This window comes from Streptomyces albicerus, assembly GCF_008905045.1.
In the GTDB taxonomy this organism is placed as follows: Bacteria; Actinomycetota; Actinomycetes; order Streptomycetales; family Streptomycetaceae; genus Streptomyces; species Streptomyces albicerus.
Window position 1 is genome coordinate 110,815 of sequence record NZ_VWMY01000015.1, and the last position, 16,868, is coordinate 127,682.

The 16,868-nt window shown below is 71.6% G+C and carries 16 protein-coding genes; 9 read left to right on the top strand and 7 right to left on the bottom strand.

What is annotated here, in order from left to right; genetic code table 11:
- Nucleotides 1-79: 79 nt before the first annotated feature.
- The 5 genes from GAS53_RS15335 to GAS53_RS15355 all read right to left on the bottom strand — a co-directional run bounded on the left by GAS53_RS15335 (nucleotide 80) and on the right by GAS53_RS15355 (nucleotide 4,478).
- The gene (locus tag GAS53_RS15335) at nucleotides 80-1,420 is read right to left on the bottom strand and encodes a cytochrome P450 (protein ID WP_151478197.1); all 1,341 of its coding nucleotides are present in this window, start codon (nucleotides 1,418-1,420) and stop codon (nucleotides 80-82) included.
- Nucleotides 1,421-1,506: 86 nt separating this feature from the next.
- Nucleotides 1,507-2,262 carry a GTP-binding protein gene (locus GAS53_RS15340; RefSeq protein ID WP_151478136.1) on the bottom strand — a complete coding sequence of 252 codons (756 nt, stop codon included), beginning with the start codon at nucleotides 2,260-2,262 and terminating at the stop codon, nucleotides 1,507-1,509.
- Nucleotides 2,240-2,599: a DUF742 domain-containing protein gene (locus GAS53_RS15345; protein ID WP_151478137.1), complete on the bottom strand. Its 360-nt coding sequence runs from the start codon at nucleotides 2,597-2,599 to the stop codon at nucleotides 2,240-2,242. Before GAS53_RS15345 ends, GAS53_RS15340 begins: the two co-directional genes overlap by 23 nt.
- The gene (locus tag GAS53_RS15350) at nucleotides 2,596-3,006 is read right to left on the bottom strand and encodes a roadblock/LC7 domain-containing protein (RefSeq protein WP_151478138.1); all 411 of its coding nucleotides are present in this window, start codon (nucleotides 3,004-3,006) and stop codon (nucleotides 2,596-2,598) included. Before GAS53_RS15350 ends, GAS53_RS15345 begins: the two co-directional genes overlap by 4 nt.
- Entirely contained in the window at nucleotides 3,003-4,478 is a 1,476-nt protein-coding gene (locus tag GAS53_RS15355; protein WP_151478139.1) for an ATP-binding protein, read from the bottom strand. The genes GAS53_RS15350 and GAS53_RS15355 overlap by 4 nt, the downstream gene beginning before the upstream one ends.
- 330 nt (nucleotides 4,479-4,808) lie before the next feature.
- Here GAS53_RS15355 and GAS53_RS15360 point away from each other — a divergent pair, with 330 nt between their 5' ends.
- Both GAS53_RS15360 and GAS53_RS15365 read left to right on the top strand, forming a co-directional pair.
- Nucleotides 4,809-5,765, top strand: coding sequence for a helix-turn-helix domain-containing protein (locus GAS53_RS15360; protein ID WP_151478140.1), 957 nt, complete (start codon nucleotides 4,809-4,811; stop codon nucleotides 5,763-5,765).
- 91 nt (nucleotides 5,766-5,856) lie between these two features.
- Complete coding sequence (locus GAS53_RS15365) at nucleotides 5,857-7,689, top strand: beta-ketoacyl-[acyl-carrier-protein] synthase family protein (RefSeq protein ID WP_225858928.1); 1,833 nt, start codon at nucleotides 5,857-5,859, stop codon at nucleotides 7,687-7,689.
- A 194-nt stretch (nucleotides 7,690-7,883) separates the two neighbouring features.
- On the opposite strand, the gene ku is transcribed toward GAS53_RS15365, so the two are convergent.
- Nucleotides 7,884-8,924 (bottom strand): non-homologous end joining protein Ku, encoded by a 1,041-nt coding sequence (gene ku / locus GAS53_RS15370; RefSeq protein WP_450164321.1) that lies wholly within the window; start codon nucleotides 8,922-8,924, stop codon nucleotides 7,884-7,886.
- A gap of 71 nt (nucleotides 8,925-8,995) precedes the next feature.
- Here ku and ligD point away from each other — a divergent pair, with 71 nt between their 5' ends.
- Nucleotides 8,996-9,877: a non-homologous end-joining DNA ligase gene (ligD, locus tag GAS53_RS15375; protein ID WP_151478142.1), complete on the top strand. Its 882-nt coding sequence runs from the start codon at nucleotides 8,996-8,998 to the stop codon at nucleotides 9,875-9,877.
- Nucleotides 9,878-9,958: 81 nt separating this feature from the next.
- The gene (locus tag GAS53_RS15380) at nucleotides 9,959-11,263 is read left to right on the top strand and encodes a vanadium-dependent haloperoxidase (protein ID WP_151478143.1); all 1,305 of its coding nucleotides are present in this window, start codon (nucleotides 9,959-9,961) and stop codon (nucleotides 11,261-11,263) included.
- 35 nt (nucleotides 11,264-11,298) lie between these two features.
- Here the strand turns inward: GAS53_RS15380 and GAS53_RS15385 are convergent, their stop codons facing one another.
- A complete protein-coding gene (locus GAS53_RS15385; protein WP_151478144.1) occupies nucleotides 11,299-12,102 on the bottom strand; it encodes a nuclease-related domain-containing protein in 804 nt (267 codons plus the stop codon).
- 96 nt (nucleotides 12,103-12,198) lie between these two features.
- On the opposite strand from GAS53_RS15385, the gene GAS53_RS15390 reads away from it, so the two are divergent.
- The 5 genes from GAS53_RS15390 to GAS53_RS15410 all read left to right on the top strand — a co-directional run bounded on the left by GAS53_RS15390 (nucleotide 12,199) and on the right by GAS53_RS15410 (nucleotide 16,867).
- Entirely contained in the window at nucleotides 12,199-12,705 is a 507-nt protein-coding gene (locus tag GAS53_RS15390) for a protein-tyrosine phosphatase family protein (RefSeq protein WP_151478145.1), read from the top strand.
- 120 nt (nucleotides 12,706-12,825) lie between these two features.
- Nucleotides 12,826-13,560 carry a hypothetical protein gene (locus GAS53_RS15395; protein WP_225858929.1) on the top strand — a complete coding sequence of 245 codons (735 nt, stop codon included), beginning with the start codon at nucleotides 12,826-12,828 and terminating at the stop codon, nucleotides 13,558-13,560.
- A 32-nt stretch (nucleotides 13,561-13,592) separates the two neighbouring features.
- Nucleotides 13,593-14,834 (top strand): ATP-binding protein, encoded by a 1,242-nt coding sequence (locus tag GAS53_RS15400; RefSeq protein ID WP_151478200.1) that lies wholly within the window; start codon nucleotides 13,593-13,595, stop codon nucleotides 14,832-14,834.
- A 189-nt stretch (nucleotides 14,835-15,023) separates the two neighbouring features.
- The gene (locus GAS53_RS15405) at nucleotides 15,024-15,392 is read left to right on the top strand and encodes an SH3 domain-containing protein (protein ID WP_151478146.1); all 369 of its coding nucleotides are present in this window, start codon (nucleotides 15,024-15,026) and stop codon (nucleotides 15,390-15,392) included.
- A gap of 71 nt (nucleotides 15,393-15,463) precedes the next feature.
- On the top strand, nucleotides 15,464-16,867 hold the full coding sequence (locus tag GAS53_RS15410) for an FtsW/RodA/SpoVE family cell cycle protein (protein ID WP_151478147.1): 1,404 nt from the start codon (nucleotides 15,464-15,466) through the stop codon (nucleotides 16,865-16,867).
- Nucleotide 16,868: the final 1 nt, after the last annotated feature.

Below are 16,868 nucleotides of genomic sequence, written 5' to 3' on the forward strand. Positions count from 1 at the left end.
CGACACCCCCACCCACCCAGGGGCGCGGGGAACTGCGCGACCAGCCACAACGAACCCGCAGACGAAAACGAACCCGCACCTACTCCCCGCGCCACCAGGCCCGCAGCCGCGCCCACGCACCCGTCGGCCGGACGGCCGGGGGAACCGGCTGCCCGGGCTGCTCGGCCCCGGCAGACGCGGGCGGCACGGGCGGCACGGGCCGGCGCACAGCCACCCCCTCCCGCGCCTCCCCCTCCCGCGCCTCCGCGGCAACCGCAACCCCCGCCACCGGAAACCGCACCGGCAACGAAGCCAACGCCCGGTGAAACGGCCCCGGCCGCCACTCCAGTTCATCCACCGCCACCGCCAACTCAACATCCGGCAGCCGATCGAGCAGCTTCTCGACCGCGACCGCGGCGATCAGCCGGGCCGGGCTCTGCGCGGGGCAGTTGTGCGGCCCCGCGCTCCACGCCAAGTGGGCCCGGTTCCCGGCCCGTTGGTCGTTCGTCAGCGCCGGATCGGTGTTCGCCGCGGCAAGACTGACGACGACCGGATCGCCCTCGCGCAGCAGCGTCCCCTCGTACACGACGTCCCGTTTCGGGTAGTGCACGGCATAGTTGGCCATCGGCGGGTCGGTCCACAGAACCTCGTCGAGGGCGTCCTCGACGGGCAGACTGCCGCCGCCCAGGCTGCCCGCGAACCGGTCGTCGGAGAGCAGCAACCGCAGACTGTTGGCGATCAGGTTCTGCTGGGGCTCGGTGCCCGCGCCCATCAGGACGACCAGTTCGTGGATCATCTCCTCGTCGGTCAGACCGGCCGGGTGGGCCATGAGCCAGGACGTCATGTCCGGCCCCGGCCGCGCGCGCTTGAGCGCGATCAGGTCGAGCAGCGTCACGGTGAGCAGCTCGTTGGCCTTCTCCGCGTCCACGCCGTCGAAGATCCCGGACATGCCCTCGACCAGCCGCTCCCCGAGGTCGGGCGGGCAGCCGAAGAGACGGTTGAAGACCAGCAGCGGCAACACCTGGGCGTACTCGCCGAGCAGGTCGGCCCGGCCGCGCGGCGCCATCAGGTCGATGAGGGTGTCGGCGCTGCGCTCGACGTATCCGCGCAGGGTGTTGGGCTCGACGCGCGCCAGGCTGTCGGTGATGGCGCCGCGCAGTCTGCGGTGCTCCTCGCCGTCGGTGAACAGCGCGTTCGGCCGGTACATCATCATCGGCACGACCGGGCTGTCCGGCGCGACGGTGCCGTCGGCCAGGTCGCGCCACCGGCGGGGGTCCTTGGAGAAGGTCTCCGGGCTGCGCAGGACGTGCAGGGCGGCCTCGTACCCGGTGACGAGGGTGGCGCGGACGCCGGGCGCGAGTTCCACCGGCGCCGTGTTGCCGTGCGCGCGCAGCTTGCCGTAAGTGGCGGCCGGGTCGGCGGCGAACTCCGGCCCGTACATGGGGTGGTGGAAGGGGCAGCCCTCAGGTGGCTCGGGGGCGGAGGCGGAGGCGGGCACGGAAGCGGGGACGGGGGCTTCGGGGGAGGTCACGCGTGCTCCAGTTCACTGTCGCCGGCACCGTCGCCGGCGCTGTCGTCGGCGCTGTCGTCGGCGCTGCTGTCGGCGCTGCCGGCGTTACGGGTGAGGAGGTACTCGACGAGGGCGATCAGCGCGTGCGTGGAGGAGATCCGGTCGCGGGCGTCGCAGCGTACGAGGGGTGTTTCGGGGAGCAGGTCGAGGGCCTCGCGGACCTCGCCCAGATCGTGCTCGGGGGCGTCGTCGAAGTCGTTGAGGGCGACCGCGTACGGCAGGCCCAGCTCCTCCAGTACGCCCATGACGTCGAAGGACTGGCCGAGGCGGCGCGTGTCGGCGAGGACGAGCGCGCCGAGTGCCCCGCGCGTCATGTCCTGCCACAGCTCGGTGAAGCGCTGCTGCCCCGGGGTGCCGAAGAGGTACAGCACCAGGGAGTCGTTGAGGGTGAGGCGGCCGAAGTCGAGGGCGACCGTGGTGGTCGTCTTGTCCTTCGTGCCCGCGAGGTCGTCGACGAGAGCGCCCGCCTGGGTCATGACCTCCTCGGTGCGCAGCGGCCGGATCTCGGACAGCGCGCCGACGAAGGTGGTCTTGCCGACCGCGAAGTGCCCCACGATCAGGAGCTTGACGGCGGTCTGCACACCGCTCGCGAGATAGACGCCGTCACTGGCGCCGGAGGACGAGGCGCCCGCGGAAGGAATGCCCGCGGAAGGGCTGCCCGCGGAGGGAGTGCCCGCGGAGAGGGCGGCTTCAGAGGCGGGCGCGGAGCCCATCGAGCACCTCCTGGAGGATGCGGGTCTCGGACGGCCGGGCGGACGGGATGGGGGCGCGGGTGACGATGTGGCCGCTGTCCATCAGGTCGGCGATCAGCACCTTGGTGACGCTGACCGGCAGCGCCAGATGTCCCGCCACCTCGGCGACCGACAGCGCGCCGGGCCTGCACAGCTCCATCAACGCCCGCTTCTCCGGGCTCAGTCCGGTCAGCGGCAGATCGTCGGCGGCGATCAGCAGCGTGACCAGGTCCAGGGTGTTGCGGGTCGGGTGGGAGCGGCCGTCCGTGACGACGTACGGCCGCACCAGCTTCCCTCCGGGGCGCCTGGGCGGTGTCATGCCGGGCTGGCGTCCCGACGCGCCGGGCTGGTCAGTTCCTTGCCGAGCCGGTCGACGAGTTTGTGCATGCGGTACGTGACGGCCTCCATGTCCACGTGCTCGGTGGTGGACACCGCGAGATAGGCGCCCTCGCCGGCGGCCACGAGGAAGACGTAGCCGTGCGCGAACTCGATCAGGGTCTGCCGCCACGGCGTGTGCGGGCTGCCGCAGAACTCGGCCGTGCTGCGGCTGATCGACTGGACCCCGGAGAGTCCGGCCGCGAGCCGTTCGGCGTCGTCCCTGCCGATGTCCGCGGAGTGGGCCCGGAGCATGCCGTCGGCCGAGAGCAGGATCGCGTGCCGCGCCTCAGGGACCTTCAGGACCTCATCGAGCATCCAGCCCAACTCGTTGTTCGTGGGCTCGATCATCCTTGGATGTTCCCTTCGTCTTCGTGGGGGGTGCCTGAAATGTCCTGTTCGGCGTCCTGGGCGGCGCGGCCGTGGAGGGTCCCGCGGGCGAACGCGCCCATACGGCGGGCGGTCTCCTCGGCCGAGCGGCCACCGGGTTCCTCGACGGGCGCCGGCGCGTCCTGCACTCCGGCGGCAGGCTCCGCCTGCGTCTGCGCCTGTGCGGATGCCGGGGCCCTGCGGCGGCGCTTGGGCAGCCCGCCGACCGTGGTGGACGCCTCCGCGGGCAGCGGCAGACCGGCCGACCGGCCCGGCGAGGGCTCGGCCGCGGGGGACGGCGAGGGCGCCGGTTCGGACGTACCGGCGGATTCGCTCGTACGGGCCGACGCGGCGGGCGTACCGGCGGATTCGGGCGTACGAGGCGACGCGGCGGGCGTACGGGCGGACGCTCGGGCAGGCGGTGCGGTCACGGGCGGCTCCTCCGCGGTGTCCCGGTGCGTGAGCAGGGCGGACGGCAGGAACACGACGGCACGGACACCGCCGTACGGGGAGCGGGTGTCGGCGGAGACGCTGAACGCGTAGCGCGCGGCGAGTACGCCGATGACGGCGAAGCCGAACTGGGGCGGGTCGTCGAGCCGGGTGACGTCCACCGCGTGCCGTCCCGACAGCAGGGCGGCGGCACGCTCCGTCGCGTGGGCGTCCATGCCGACGCCCGCGTCGTCGATGATCACGCAGGCGCCGTTGTGCACGGACTGGACGTTGACCTCGACCTTGGTGTTGGGCTGCGAGTGGCGGGCCGCGTTGTCGAGCAGTTCGGCGATGGTGAGCACGACCGGTTCGACGGCCCGGCTCTCGACGGCGATGTCGGCCTGGCCGTGGATCTGGACGCGCCGGTAGTCGCGGATGCGGGAGGTGGCGCCGCGGACGACCTCGATCAGCGCGGAGGTGGAGCGCTGGCGTCCCGGCCAGGATCCGCACAGTACGGCGATGGCCTGGGCACGGCGGCCGAACTGGGCGTTGGCGTGGTCGATTTCCAGGAGGTCGCGCAGCACGTCGGGGCGGTCGTGCCGGTCCTGCATGTCGGAGATGGCGACCTGCTGCTCGTTGGCCAGCGCCTGGATGGAACGCATCGACGACTTCAGCGCGGCCTTCGCGGACTGGTCGGCGCGGGACTGCGCGTGCTCGACGGCGGTGGCGAACCGCTCGAGCACGTGGTCGAGGGACTTCGCGAAGCCGCTGCCCGCCAGGCGGGCGTCGAGCAGTCCGAGGCCCGGGACCGGCTGCTGCTGGGGTCCGTGGTCCTCCAGTGCCGGGAGGCGTACGGCGACCAGGTGCCGTACCTCCTCCTCCCGGGTCCGCAGGTCCTCCGCCAGCTCGGCGTTGCGCCGGCGCAGCAGCGAGGTGATCCCGCGCTGGCGCACCAGCAGCACGGTGACGGCGAGCAGGCCGACGGCCACGCACCAGAACACCGCCTCCGGTATCTGTTCCTTCATGAAGTCCTCGAAGTTCTCAAAGGCGGGGAGGGTGAGAGGGGGGAACGGGTCGCTCGACGGTAGTGGCGAGCGGGCGCGCGCACTTTCCCGCGCGCGCAAGGAAGTTGCCCCCAGGCGCACCACCCGCGCGCCGGATTGCGCCGGGGCGCACGGGAGGCTCCGCGCACCTTCCGGCACATGCCCATGTGCGGTCCGCCTCATGTGCCGCCCTCCGGGGCGCGGAAACGGAACGTCTGCACTACGCTTACCAGCCGTAACTGCCGTTGCCAGAAAGCCGGTTGAGCAGGGGTTTCGGCGACGGCCGGGGCAACTCTGGGCGGAGGAAGCGTATTGCCCGCGGGAACCTACATCGTGGAGTCGCAGGCGACCGACGAGGTGGATCCGCGTGAGCGGACCGACTTCTGGAGCGAGCACATCGCGTCGGTCCAGTCCCGGATGGGCTACAGATACGCGCGCACCGACAACTTCCGCGGTGAGACGGTCCGCCAGTTCACCGACACCTATCAGCTGGTCAAGTTCTGGTCGGACGAGATCGAGTACAGCCGGACCGCGCGTCAGGTGCGCCAGGACCCCGACGAGGACTACCGCTTACTGTTCCCCGTGACCGGGGAGCTCATACTGCGGCAGGACGGCCAGGAGGCACGGCTGACGCCGGGAACCGCGACGTTGATGACCTTCGGGGCGCCCTTCGAGTGTCTCCAGGACGCGTCCACGCTGGCATACATCTTCACCATCCCGGCCCGTGAGCTGGACGGCCCACTGCACCGGAAGTCGCCGCTGGTCACCGGCCTTGATCTGAGCAAGGGCCTGGGGCGCGTGGTCAACTCCATGCTGAACGACCTGCACGAGGAGCGCGAAGCCCTCACCGACCCCCAGTTCAACGCCGTCTCCGACCGCATCGTCGAGTTGCTGTGCATGCTCGCGGTCGGCGACGACCGGCCGGACCCCTCCGGTCATCTGACGGAGGTGGAGGCGATGGTCCGCCGCCATGTGCGCGAGCACGCGGCCGATCCCGGCCTGACCGGGACCTCCATGGCACGGGCCCTCGGCTGGTCCCTGCGCCAGATCCAGCTGGCCCTCCAGCGCGTGGGCACCACTCCGCGCGAGCTGATCCGCGAGGAGCGCCTGCGGCTGGTCCGTGACCGGCTCCGGTGCGGCGAGTGCGAGCACATGACGATCACGGATCTGGCCTATGCCTCGGGCTTCTCGTCCGCGAGCGCCCTCAGTACGGCGTTCAAGCAGCGCTTCGGGGTGAGTCCTCGGGAGATGCGGCACGGAGGGCGTTGAGCTTCGCACGTCCGAACGTCGGCCATATCTCGGCTCGGTGACACTGGAGTTCGCTTCTTGCGAACGATGTGCCCCCACCACCGAGCAGAGGATGCAGCACCCGATGCACCACCCGCACGACGACGCTCCCCCGACTCCCCACACCTCCACTCCCCAAGCCCTCACCCCCCACACCGTCACCGCCGCCGAGGTCATACCCGGCGACCTCCTCGCCCTGTCTCCCGAGGCCGTCGCGGAGAACACCTGGTACGTGGTCATGCACACCCTCCCCGAGACGCCCGACACCCTGCGCGTCACACTGCGGCCACCGCTCGGCGGCACGGACCACGACGAACTCCTCGATCGCTGCCGCGAGTTGACGGTCGGGGGCCGCCGGATGGACCCGACGCGGATCCCGTACGCCGTCCCGGCCGACCTCCGCACGGTCGACCTGCGCGACGGCGACCGGGTCACCGCGCTGCGGGCCGTCGACCCCGGGGCCGCCGAGGAGTCGTACACGCGCAGATGGGGCGTCTGGCATCGCGATCTGGACCGACGGGGCCCCGAAGAGCCGCTTCAGGACGAGGAGTTGATGACCTGGGCCGCCGAGCGGGCGGCCCGAGGCCATCTCGTACGTCATCACGCGCGGCCGGCGCCGTCGGGTCGGGAGCCGTCGGGTCGGGAGCCCGCCGTCGGTGAGCGGCGGCGGGTCGTGGTCACCGGGCTGGGGGCCATCACTCCGCTGGGCGTCGGTGTCGACGCGTTGTGGCAGGGGCTGTTGGACGGGCGGCACGGGATCCGTGAGCTGGACGGGCCGGAGTTCGCGGAGCTGCCGGTGCGGACCGGGGCGCTGGTACCGGTGGATCTCGCGGACCTGGTGCCCCGGCAGCAGGCGCGACGGATGAACCGGTCGGCCCAACTCGCCCTGATCGCGGCGCGGGAAGCCTGGGCGGACGGCGGCTTCGATCCGTCGGGGACGTTGGAGAGCGGTCTCGACCCGGACCGGGTCGGGGTCTCGGTCGGCACGATCATCGGGGGTGCGCCCGTGCTCGTCGAGGGTGACCGACGGCTGCGGGAGAAGGGACCGCGTTTCGTCTCGCCGCTCACCACACCGATGACCGTGCCCTCGCAGGCCGCGTCCCAGGTGTCGCTCGGGCTGCACATCACCGGGGAGGCGCGGACGGTGACAAGCGCGTGCGCCTCCGGTACGGAGGCCATCGGGCAGGCGATCGACCGCATACGGTACGGGCACGTGGACGTTGCGCTCGCCGGAGGTGCGGAGGCGGTGGTGACGCCGGCGCTCATGGCCGCGTTCGCCTCCATGCGGGCCCTGTCCACGCTCGACGTCACGTCCGGGACGCCGTCGCGGCCGTTCGCCAGGGATCGGGACGGGTTCGTGAACGGGGAAGGCGCCGGGTTTCTGCTCCTCGAGGCCGAGGAGCACGCTCGGGCGCGGGGGGCTCGGGTGTACTGCGAGGCGGCGGGGTGGGGGCTGTCGGCCGACGCCCATCATGTGGCCGCGCCCGATCCGAGCGGGGGTGGGATCACTCGGGCGGTGCGGCGGGCCGTGCGGGACGCCGGCGCGTATGTCGTGGACGTCGTCCACGTCAACGCGCATGCCACGGCGACGGTCGACGGCGACCTCGCCGAGGCGGTCGCGCTGGAAGAGGTGCTCGGAGGCGAGCGGGTTCCTGTGACCGCGCTCAAGGGGCATCTGGGGCACCTGCAGGGAGCTGCGGGGGGCGTGGAGGCGGTGGCCTCTGCCCTGACCCTCCGCCACGGCCTGATCCCACCGACCATCGGCTGCGCCGAGCTCGACGACGGGGTGTCCCTGGACCTCGTGGTCGATTCCCCACGACCGTTGCCCACAGCGGGTGACCTGGTACTGAGCAACTCGTTCGGATTCGGGGGCCACAACGCGGTACTGGCATTGCGACGACACTGAGGTCCGGACGTGCACTCACGACAACCCGGCACATACGCACCGACCTCAGGCGCCCCTTTAGGGGCGCGGGGAACTGCGCGACCAGCCCACAACGACCCGCGGCCTGCGTACCGGCCTGAGGGGGGTCTGGGGGCGGAGCCCCCAGTTTCGGGAAGGGGTGGGGTTGGGGAAAGAAAGTCCCCCAGCCCCCCGCATCAGGCCGAGGCCCGCTTCCGCGGAGACGCCTTCTTCGTCGCGGCTGCCTTCTTCGTGGCCGTCTTCTTCGCGGCGGAACCGTCCGCCGTCTTCTTGCCCGAAGCCGTCTTCTTCGCCGCCGTCTTCTTCGCAGCCGCAGACGTCGACTTCTTACCCGCGGCCTGCTTGGGAGCGGCCCGGGAGGACTTGCGGGCCGGAGTCTTACGGAGAGGCTTGACCTCAGCCTCCGCCTCGGCCTCACCCGCTGACGCCGCCCCCTCCCCCCGCGCAACCCGAGCCTGCCGAACACTGCTCTCCAACGCGGACATGAGATCGATGACCTTGCCGCCGCCCCTCTCGGCGGCAGGAGCCGAAGGCACCTTCTCGCCGGAGGCCTTCGCCGCGATGAGTTCCTCCACAGCCTCGCGATAGTCGTCATGGAGTTCGGCGAGGTCGACCTCGCCGAGGGTGTCCATGAGGGCATCCGCGAGGTCGAGTTCCTTGTCGCGCACGGTGACACTCGCGTCCGGCGCGACACTCTCGGTCGCCCGGATCTCGTCCGGCCAGAGCAGCCCGTGCATGGCGATGACGTCGTCGACGACCCGCAGCATGCCCAGCCGCTCCCGCCCCCGCAGCGCGAACTTCGCGATGGCGACCTTCTGGCTGCGCTTCAGGGCCTCCCGCAGCAGCGTGTACGGCTTGGCCGCCGGCACCCCGTTCGCCGCCAGGTAGTACGCCGTGTCCATCTGGAGCGGGTCGATCCGATCGGCCGGCACGAAGGCCACGATGTCGATCGTCCGGGCGGTCGGAATGGGCAAGGAGGCCAGGTCGTCGTCCGTGATCGGGATGATCGAGCCGTCCGCGTCCTCGTACCCCTTGCCGATCTCCGAGCCGGACACCTCCCGCTCCTCCAGCTCGCACACCTTGCGGTAGCGGATCCGGCCGCCGTCCTCGGTGTGGATCTGGCGGAAGGAGATCGAGTGGTTCTCCGTGGCGTTCACCAGCTTGATCGGAATGCTGACCAGGCCGAAGGAGATGGCGCCGTTCCATATGGATCGCACGTGCAGCACCCCTCCACCCGATTGCGGATTATTTCAGCCAGTTTCCTAGCATTTCATGGGATTGTCATCCTATGACGCCGATCACTGAGGTGGAGGGGCGAAGGCTCCCGCTGAGCAATCTGGAGAAGGTCCTCCACCCGGCGACCGGCTTCACCAAGGGCGAGCTGCTGCACTACTACGCGACGACCGCCGAGGTCCTGCTGCCCCACCTCCGCGACCGGCCGCTGTCGTTCCTGCGCTACCCGGACGGGCCCGACGGCCAGGTCTTCTTCGCCAAGAACGTGCCGCCGGGTACACCGGAGTGGGTCGCCACGGCCGAGGTGCCACGGTCGGAGGGACCCGCCCGCATGGTCCTGATCCAGGACCTCGCGAGCCTCGTGTGGGCGGCGAACCTCGTCACCGAGTTCCACACGCCCCAGTGGCTGATCGGTGCGCCGGGTGAGGCCGACCGGCTGGTCTTCGACCTCGACCCGGGGGCACCCGCGACCGTCGTCGAGTGCTGCGAGGTCGCGCTGTGGCTGCGGGAGCGGCTGGCGGCGGACGGGATCGAGACGTACGCCAAGACGTCGGGGTCGAAGGGGCTGCATCTGCTGGCGGCGGTGCGGCCGACGTCCTCCGCACGGACGACGGAGTACGCCAAGGAGGTCGCGGTGGAGGCCGAGAAGGCGATGCCGCGGCTTGTCGTGCACCGCATGACGCGCAACCTGCGGCCGGGCAAGGTCTTCGTCGACTGGAGCCAGAACGCGGCACGGAAGACGACGGCGACCCCCTACACCCTGCGGGCGCGGGCGGAACCGACGGTGTCGGCTCCGGTGACGTGGCCGGAGGTCGAGGAGTGCCGGTCCGCCCCCCGGCTGACCTTCCAGGCCCCGGACATCGCGCCACGCCTGCAGGCCTACGGCGACCTGCTGGCCCCGCTGTTCGACCCGCGGAACGCCGGCCCACTGCCCTGAGCGCGGCCGACCGACCGGACGAGGGGGACGAGGGGGACCTCACGGCAGACGAGGGGGGGGACCTCACCGCAAAGGAGCACCATGGAAGTAGCACCGCCCTCCCGTACCGCCCGCCGCACACTCGTCGTCGGCGTGACGGCCCTCGCCCTCGGCGCCCTGCCCTGGGTGTCCGCGGCAGCCCCGGACCGGGCTTCGTCACGGCCCTCGACGCGGGCCACGAGCGCCGAGGTGATCACCGACTGGAACGAGACCGCCGTCGCCGTGGTGAACGTGGACGCCGGGCGCCCGACGTCCGAGCCTTTCCTCTGGTACGGCTTCGTCTCGGCCGCCGTCTACAACGCGGTCGTGGGCATCGAGGGCCGCTACACCCCGTACAAGTGGCACGTACGCGGCCCCCGCACCGCCTCGTCCGAGGCGGCCGCCGCGGCGGCCGCCCGTCGGGTTCTGCTCACGTACTTCCCGGCCTCGAAGGCCCGGATCGACACCGCCTACACCGCCTCTCTCGCGAAGATCCCCGACGGCAGGGCCGAGGACGAGGGCGTCCGCTTCGGGGAGCGCGCCGCCGCGCGGATCGTCGAGCTGCGCGAGAACGACGGGCGCGACGCCCAGGTGACGTACGACAGGGAACCGGCCCCCGGTGTCTGGCGCCCGGTCCCGCCCGGTCACCAGCCCTTCGTGGACCCGTGGCTCGCGAAACTGCGGCCGATGCTCTTCGACTCGCCGGACCGGTTCACACCCGGGCCGCCTCCCGGGCTGACCTCGAAGAGGTACGCCCGGGACGTCGCCGAGGTGAAGGCGGTGGGCGCGAAGAACAGCCCGGGCCGGACGGCGTGGCAGACCGAGACCGCGCGCTTCTTCGCCGACTCCCTGCCGCGGCAGCTCCAGGCCGCCTACCGCGACCACACCGCACGGCACCGGCTGGACATCGTCGAGGCGGCCCGGTTGTTCGCCGCCGCCAACACGGCGAGCGCCGACGCGACGATCACCACCTGGAACTCCAAGTTCACCCACGCCCTCTGGCGCCCGCTCACCGCGATCCGGCTCGCCGACACCGACGGCAACCCCGCCACCGAACCCGACACGTCCTGGCAGCCGCTGCTCAACACGCCCCCGTACCCGGAGTACATCGGCGGCCACTGCGCCATCGACGGGGCCGCCATGGCCGTACTGGACCGCCTCACCGGCGGCGACATCGACTTCCGCGTCTCGTCGGCGGTGACGGGCAGCACCCGTACGTACACGAGGTCGGCCGACTTCAACCGCGACGTGATCAACGCCCGGGTCTGGGGCGGCATCCACTTCCGCACCGCCGACATCGTCGGCAACCGCATCGGCCGCCACATCGGCCACTGGGCACTCGACCACTACTTCCGCCCGGCCCCGTAAGCGGCGCGAGCAACCCCACCCACCCGCACGGAACCTCAGACCCGCACCCAAGTCCCCCGATCACGGGCCATCGCATGCAGCGCCTCGACATCCGCCGGCTTCAGCACACCCCCCGACCGCGCGAGCGCGGTCACGTCAGTGTCCAGGAGAATCCGCACCTCACGAAGAGGAGCCGTCACCGACACGTCCGAGGGCCCGAACAGGGCCAGCACGGGATGAACCTCGGCAGTGAGGGCGTACGAGGCACGATCGGCGTCGGCGCGAACCCGCCGCAGCAGCGGACGCGGTTCGCGCCGGCCCACCGTGACCGTGGGATCGGCGACGAGAACGCGCTGCTTACGGGCGTACAGCGTGTGCACGGCGAACAGACCCCCGGGCCCGATCACCAGGTGGTGCACACGGTCACCGCCGGGCAGCGGCACCGAGTGCAGCGCATGCCACCCCGCTCCCTCCAGCCGGTCCAGCGCCTCCCCGACCGCCAGCTCCGCCGCGAGGGCCCGCCGCCGCGGATCGGGCCGCATCCGACGCGGAGCGCCCGGCTCGCGGTCGAGCGCGATCTGGAGCGCCTCCCCCGGCCGGTTCGGCGCCAGGTCGTCGTCCGGATGCAGGGACAGCCGCGCAAGCTCCGCGGGAGTCGGCACCGGTGGTGGCCCCACCGTCACCGCCCCGGTCAGAAACGGCCCGAGCACGTCGAGCACATCCTCCCGCCGCTCCTCGCTGAGGAGGTTGACCCGGCCCGCCTCTCTGTCGTACCAGGCGACGTTCCTGCCGTCCGTGAGGCAGACGTACAGCCGCTCCTGACCGTGCCGCCAAGTCGGTATGACGCGCAGTCCGCTCATGCACCATCACCCCCGACCATGGGAACAGGCGGGGTGCTCCAGGGGCAAGAAGCCGGTTACCTTTGTGAGCAGTTGAGGGGGAGGCGGGAGGCGCCGTTGCGGGCTCGCAGTAAGCAACCCGATGTGCCGGCCCCGGACAGCCCGTGGAGCGAGATCGTGCCTGGCCTGTGGATGGGCGGGCACGAGTACACGGGCCGGTCGGGAGATCCGGAGTTCGCCGTCGTACGTGACGAGTTCGACCTGGTTCTGACCCTGCTGCGACTACCCGGCCACGGCCCCGACGAGGGCGTGGAACACCATGTGTGGCCCATCCCGGACGGGCCGCTGGACGGCACCCAGCTGGCGGGCGTGATGCGGCTCGCGCGGACCGCGGGCGAGGCGCTCGACGAGGGCCGCAGCGTCCTGGTCCGCTGCTACCACGGCTACAACCGCTCGGGCCTGGTCATCGCGCACGCCCTGGTCCGCGCGGGCCGGGCGCCCGAGGACGCGATCCGCCTGATCCGCTCCCGCCGCTCCCCGTGGGCCCTGCACAACGAGCTGTTCGTGGAGTACCTGCGGACGGGTCTGGACACGGCCCGGCTGCTGGAAGAGCTCGCCGAGTAGCCCGGTGGCCACCCGCAGATTTCAGCCAGTGAACAAAAAGGACTTCCGTACGAATAAGGTGTACGGGTCTGTCGCAGCCGTCACGAACGGTCATCGCACCCACGACACCGCAGGAGCCCCGTGATCCACAACCGCCTCGCCCGCGCGGCGCTCGTGCTGCCCGTCGCCGCCCTGCTGCTGGCGGGCTGCGGCGACCCGGGCGACCTGCGCGGCGCGGGCCCGACGTCCACGGCCGTGGGCCCGACCCGGCTGTGGCCCGAGGTCCCGCCCGCCGCCTCACCCGCCGTCGACTACGGCGAGGCGGACACGGAGACGGTCAAGGGCGTCACGGCGCCGGGCGACGACATCCACAAGGTCGACCCGGTCGACGTCATGCGTGCCGAGATCGCCGCGTTTCCCGATCTCTACACCGACGACAAGGCCCGTTACCGGGAGACGGCCCAGCGGATCAAGGAGTGCGGCAAGAAGGGCGAGCCCGGCCGGAAATGCCCGGTCCTCCGGGCGTACTACCGCGATCTCACCGGCGACGGCCGGGACGACATGGTGCTCGGCGTGCGGATGCCCGAGAACCAGCTGGGCGTGCGCACCTACACCTTCATCGATCACAAGCTGATCGAGGTCATGGCGACGACGGACGCCACGCTCAGTGTCGAGATAGCGGGCCGTGACGTGATCATCCGCCAGCCGTCGAAGCTGGCGGGCTACGAGTACCGCACGGTCTGGTCCTGGGACCGCCGCCAGAAGGCCATGCTCGCCGCGAAGGACGAGATCCTGCGCGTGGGTGCGACGACCCCGCCCACCGGCTCGGCTCCCACGCGCACCCCGTCCGCGAGTCCCTCGGCGAGTGGCCGATGACCCGCCCGCCCCGGACCGGGCCGCTCGCCCGGATGAACCGGATACGGCGTCTTCGCCACCGGACCGCCACCCTCACCTGGAAGGCCGCCGTCTTCATCACGGTGATGTGCTGCGGCCTGGCCGCCCTCCTCGGCACCCTCGTGCATGTCTCGGTGACCAACCAGACCGTCGGCGAGGCCCGCGACCGCGCGCTCGACCGGCTCGCGGAGGTGACGGAGGCGTTCGAGGCGGGCGACCGGCTGCCGCCGGACGCGGGGGTCGATCTGGCGGGCCTGCCGGCCGAGCTGCGTACGCTCGCCGAGGCCGGGGACCGCGGCACGATGGTCGGCGACGACGACCCGCACCCCACGATGTGGGCGGCGGGCCCCGCGAGCGGCGGGCGCGCGCTCGCCGTGCGGCTCGACTACTCGCAGGGCGCCCGTACGATCGACGGCCTGGACCGGGCGATCCTGGGCTCCTCGGCGCTGGCGATCGGCGTGACGCTGCTCGTCGGCGCGGTCGCGGTGACGCGCGTGACGCGACGGCTGCACGGGACGGCGCAGGTGGCGCGGCGGATCAGCGCGGGCGACCTGGACGCGCGGGTGAACGACCCGCGGGCCGAGGACCCGACGCGACCCCAGGACGAGGTGGCCGCGGTCGCGGGCGCCCTGGACACGATGGCGTCCTCGCTGCAGAGCAAACTGCTGAGCGAGCAGCGCTTCACCGCGGACGTCGCGCACGAGCTGCGGACACCGCTGACCGGGCTGCACGCGGCGGCCGAGCTGCTGCCGCCGGGCCGCCCGACCGAGCTGGTCCGGGACCGGGTGGCCGCCCTGCGCACGCTCACCGAGGATCTGCTGGAGATCTCCCGCCTGGACGCGCGCCGCGAACGCCTGGACCTGGACGCCGTGCTGCTCGGGCCGCTGGCCGAGCGTGTGGTGCGGGCGTCGGGCACGGACACGGAGGTCAGGGTCGTACGGGACGCGGTCGTGGAGAGCGACCGGCGCCGTCTGGAGCGGGTGCTGGCGAATCTCGTCGCCAACGCGCACAAGCACGGGCGGGCGCCGGTGGTGTTGACCGTCGACCGGTCTGTCATCACGGTGCGGGACCACGGCGACGGCTTTCCGGAGTACCTCGTGGAGCACGGGCCGCAGCGGTTCCGTACGGACGGGGGTTCTAAAGGGCATGGGCTCGGGCTGACTATTGCGCTCGGCCAGTCGGAGGTGCTGGGGGCGCGACTTGTCTTTGCGAATGCGTCGGACGGCGGTGCCGTCGCGACGCTTTCGCTCCGCTAGGTGCGCGGATGAGAGCTCGGGGCTCTGGGTTCGTTGTCGGCTGCGGGTTCGTTGTGGCTTGTCGCGCAGTTCCCCGCGCCCCTTACGGGGCCCGGCCTCTCCGATGGCCCACTGTGGCGGGCGCGGGTCACACCGCGCTCCTAATGTGGCGAATAGTCAGCTCTGCCCCTGTTTCTGGAGGAGCCCGCCATGTCTCTGCGTACCGTTCTTGCCCGTCTCGGTATAGCCGCCGCCGGTGGCGCCCTTGTCGTCGGAGGTGCGGGCCCCGCCCTCGCCAGCGGGTCCACTGACGACGGGGGGCACCACCACGGCCACCACCACGAGTTCTACAAGGGAGTCGTCACAGCGCCGGGCGGACTGAACCTCCGCGACAGGCCGACCCGCGGCAGCGCCGTCATCGGTTTCGCGCACCACGGCCAGGTCGTCTCCATCTTCTGCAAGACGCCCGGCGAGAAAGTCAAGGGCAACCCCCTCTGGTACCTCCTCGCCGACGGCACCTGGGCCTGGGGCACGGCCCGCTTCATCGACAACATCGGCCCCGCCCCTCGGTGGTGCTGAGGAGACATCACGGGATGACGTCACGGGATGACATAACGGGATATCACCCTCGCACTTGCTACTTTCCGGACATGCTCTCGCCCGGAACGACAGCGCAGGCGGACCCGCCCGCTCCCGTTGTACGCCTCCCCCGGCGCCGTGGCATCGAGTTCACCCTCATCGTCGTCGCCGTCCTGCTCTCCGTGTACGGGTACTGCGACGTCGGACTCGCCAGGACCGGCTCCGTCCCGCCCGGCGCCGCCGGCTACGGCGCCGGGCTCGGCGTGCTCGCGCTGCTCGCGCATGTCGCGGTGCGTCTGCGGGCCCCGTACGCCGATCCGCTGCTGCTGCCGATCGCCGTCCTGCTCAACGGCCTGGGCCTGGTGCTGATCTACCGGCTCGACCTGGAGACGCCCGCCGACCGGGCGGCCCCCACGCAGCTCGTCTGGTCGACGCTGGGAGTGGGCCTGTTCATCGCGGTCGTGGTGGTCCTGCGCGACCACCGGGTGCTCCAGCGCTACGCGTACGTGTCCGTCGTGACCGCGCTCGTCCTGCTCGTCCTGCCGATCTTCTTCCCCTCGGTGAACGGCGCCCGGATCTGGATCAGGATCGCCGGATTCTCCATCCAGCCGGGCGAGTTCGCGAAGGTCCTGCTCGCGGTCTTCTTCGCCGGCTATCTCGCGGCGAACCGCAACGCCCTCGCGTACACGGGCCGTCGTGTCTGGAAGCTCCAACTCCCCACCGGCCGCGTCCTCGGCCCGATCCTCGCGATCTGGCTGCTGAGCGTCGGCGTACTGGTCCTGGAGCGGGACCTCGGTACCTCGCTGCTCTTCTTCGGTCTGTTCGTGATCCTGCTGTACGTCGCCACGGGCCGCACCGGCTGGATCGCGGTGGGCCTGCTGCTCGCGGTGTGCGGGGCCCTCGCCGTCGGCTGGCTCGAACCGCATGTGCACAGCAGGGTCGAGGACTGGCTGCACCCGTTCGCGTCGATCGAGGCGGGCCAGGGCCCGAACCAACTCGCCCAGTCGCTCTTCGCGTTCGCGGCCGGCGGCTTCCTGGGCACGGGGCTCGGCCTCGGCCACTCCGTCCTCATCGGCTTCGCCGTCAAGTCGGACTTCATCCTGGCCACGGCGGGCGAGGAACTCGGCCTGGCCGGACTCTCCGCGATCTTCCTGCTGTACGGGCTGCTGGTCGAGCGCGGCTACCGGGCGGGACTCGCCCTGCGCGACCCCTTCGGCCGGCTGCTCGCGGTCGGGCTCGCCTCGATCGTGGCGCTCCAGGTCTTCGTGATCGCGGGCGGCGTGACGGGCCTGATCCCGCTGACCGGGATGGCGATGCCCTTCCTGGCACAGGGCGGTTCGTCGGTCGTCACCAACTGGATCATCGTGGCCCTGCTGATCCGCGTCAGCGACTCGGCACGCGGCCAGTACGAGGACACGCAGGCCGAGGACACACAGCACGAGGGCAAGCCGTACGACGCGGAGGTCGCGCCATGAC

Bases quoted from the DNA above. Each gene is read 5' to 3' on its own strand.
- GAS53_RS15355 (WP_151478139.1), bottom strand. From the start codon at position 4,478: ATGAAGGAACAGATACCGGAGGCGGTGTTCTGGTGCGTGGCCGTCGGC.
- GAS53_RS15365 (WP_225858928.1), top strand. From the start codon at position 5,857: ATGCAGCACCCGATGCACCACCCGCACGACGACGCTCCCCCGACTCCC.
- ligD (WP_151478142.1), top strand. From the start codon at position 8,996: ATGACGCCGATCACTGAGGTGGAGGGGCGAAGGCTCCCGCTGAGCAAT.
- GAS53_RS15380 (WP_151478143.1), top strand. From the start codon at position 9,959: ATGGAAGTAGCACCGCCCTCCCGTACCGCCCGCCGCACACTCGTCGTC.
- GAS53_RS15385 (WP_151478144.1), bottom strand. From the start codon at position 12,102: ATGAGCGGACTGCGCGTCATACCGACTTGGCGGCACGGTCAGGAGCGG.
- GAS53_RS15405 (WP_151478146.1), top strand. From the start codon at position 15,024: ATGTCTCTGCGTACCGTTCTTGCCCGTCTCGGTATAGCCGCCGCCGGT.
- GAS53_RS15410 (WP_151478147.1), top strand. From the start codon at position 15,464: ATGCTCTCGCCCGGAACGACAGCGCAGGCGGACCCGCCCGCTCCCGTT.
- GAS53_RS15345 (WP_151478137.1), bottom strand. From the start codon at position 2,599: ATGACACCGCCCAGGCGCCCCGGAGGGAAGCTGGTGCGGCCGTACGTC.
- GAS53_RS15400 (WP_151478200.1), top strand. From the start codon at position 13,593: ATGAACCGGATACGGCGTCTTCGCCACCGGACCGCCACCCTCACCTGG.
- GAS53_RS15335 (WP_151478197.1), bottom strand. From the start codon at position 1,420: ATGTACGGGCCGGAGTTCGCCGCCGACCCGGCCGCCACTTACGGCAAG.
- GAS53_RS15350 (WP_151478138.1), bottom strand. From the start codon at position 3,006: ATGATCGAGCCCACGAACAACGAGTTGGGCTGGATGCTCGATGAGGTC.
- GAS53_RS15340 (WP_151478136.1), bottom strand. From the start codon at position 2,262: ATGGGCTCCGCGCCCGCCTCTGAAGCCGCCCTCTCCGCGGGCACTCCC.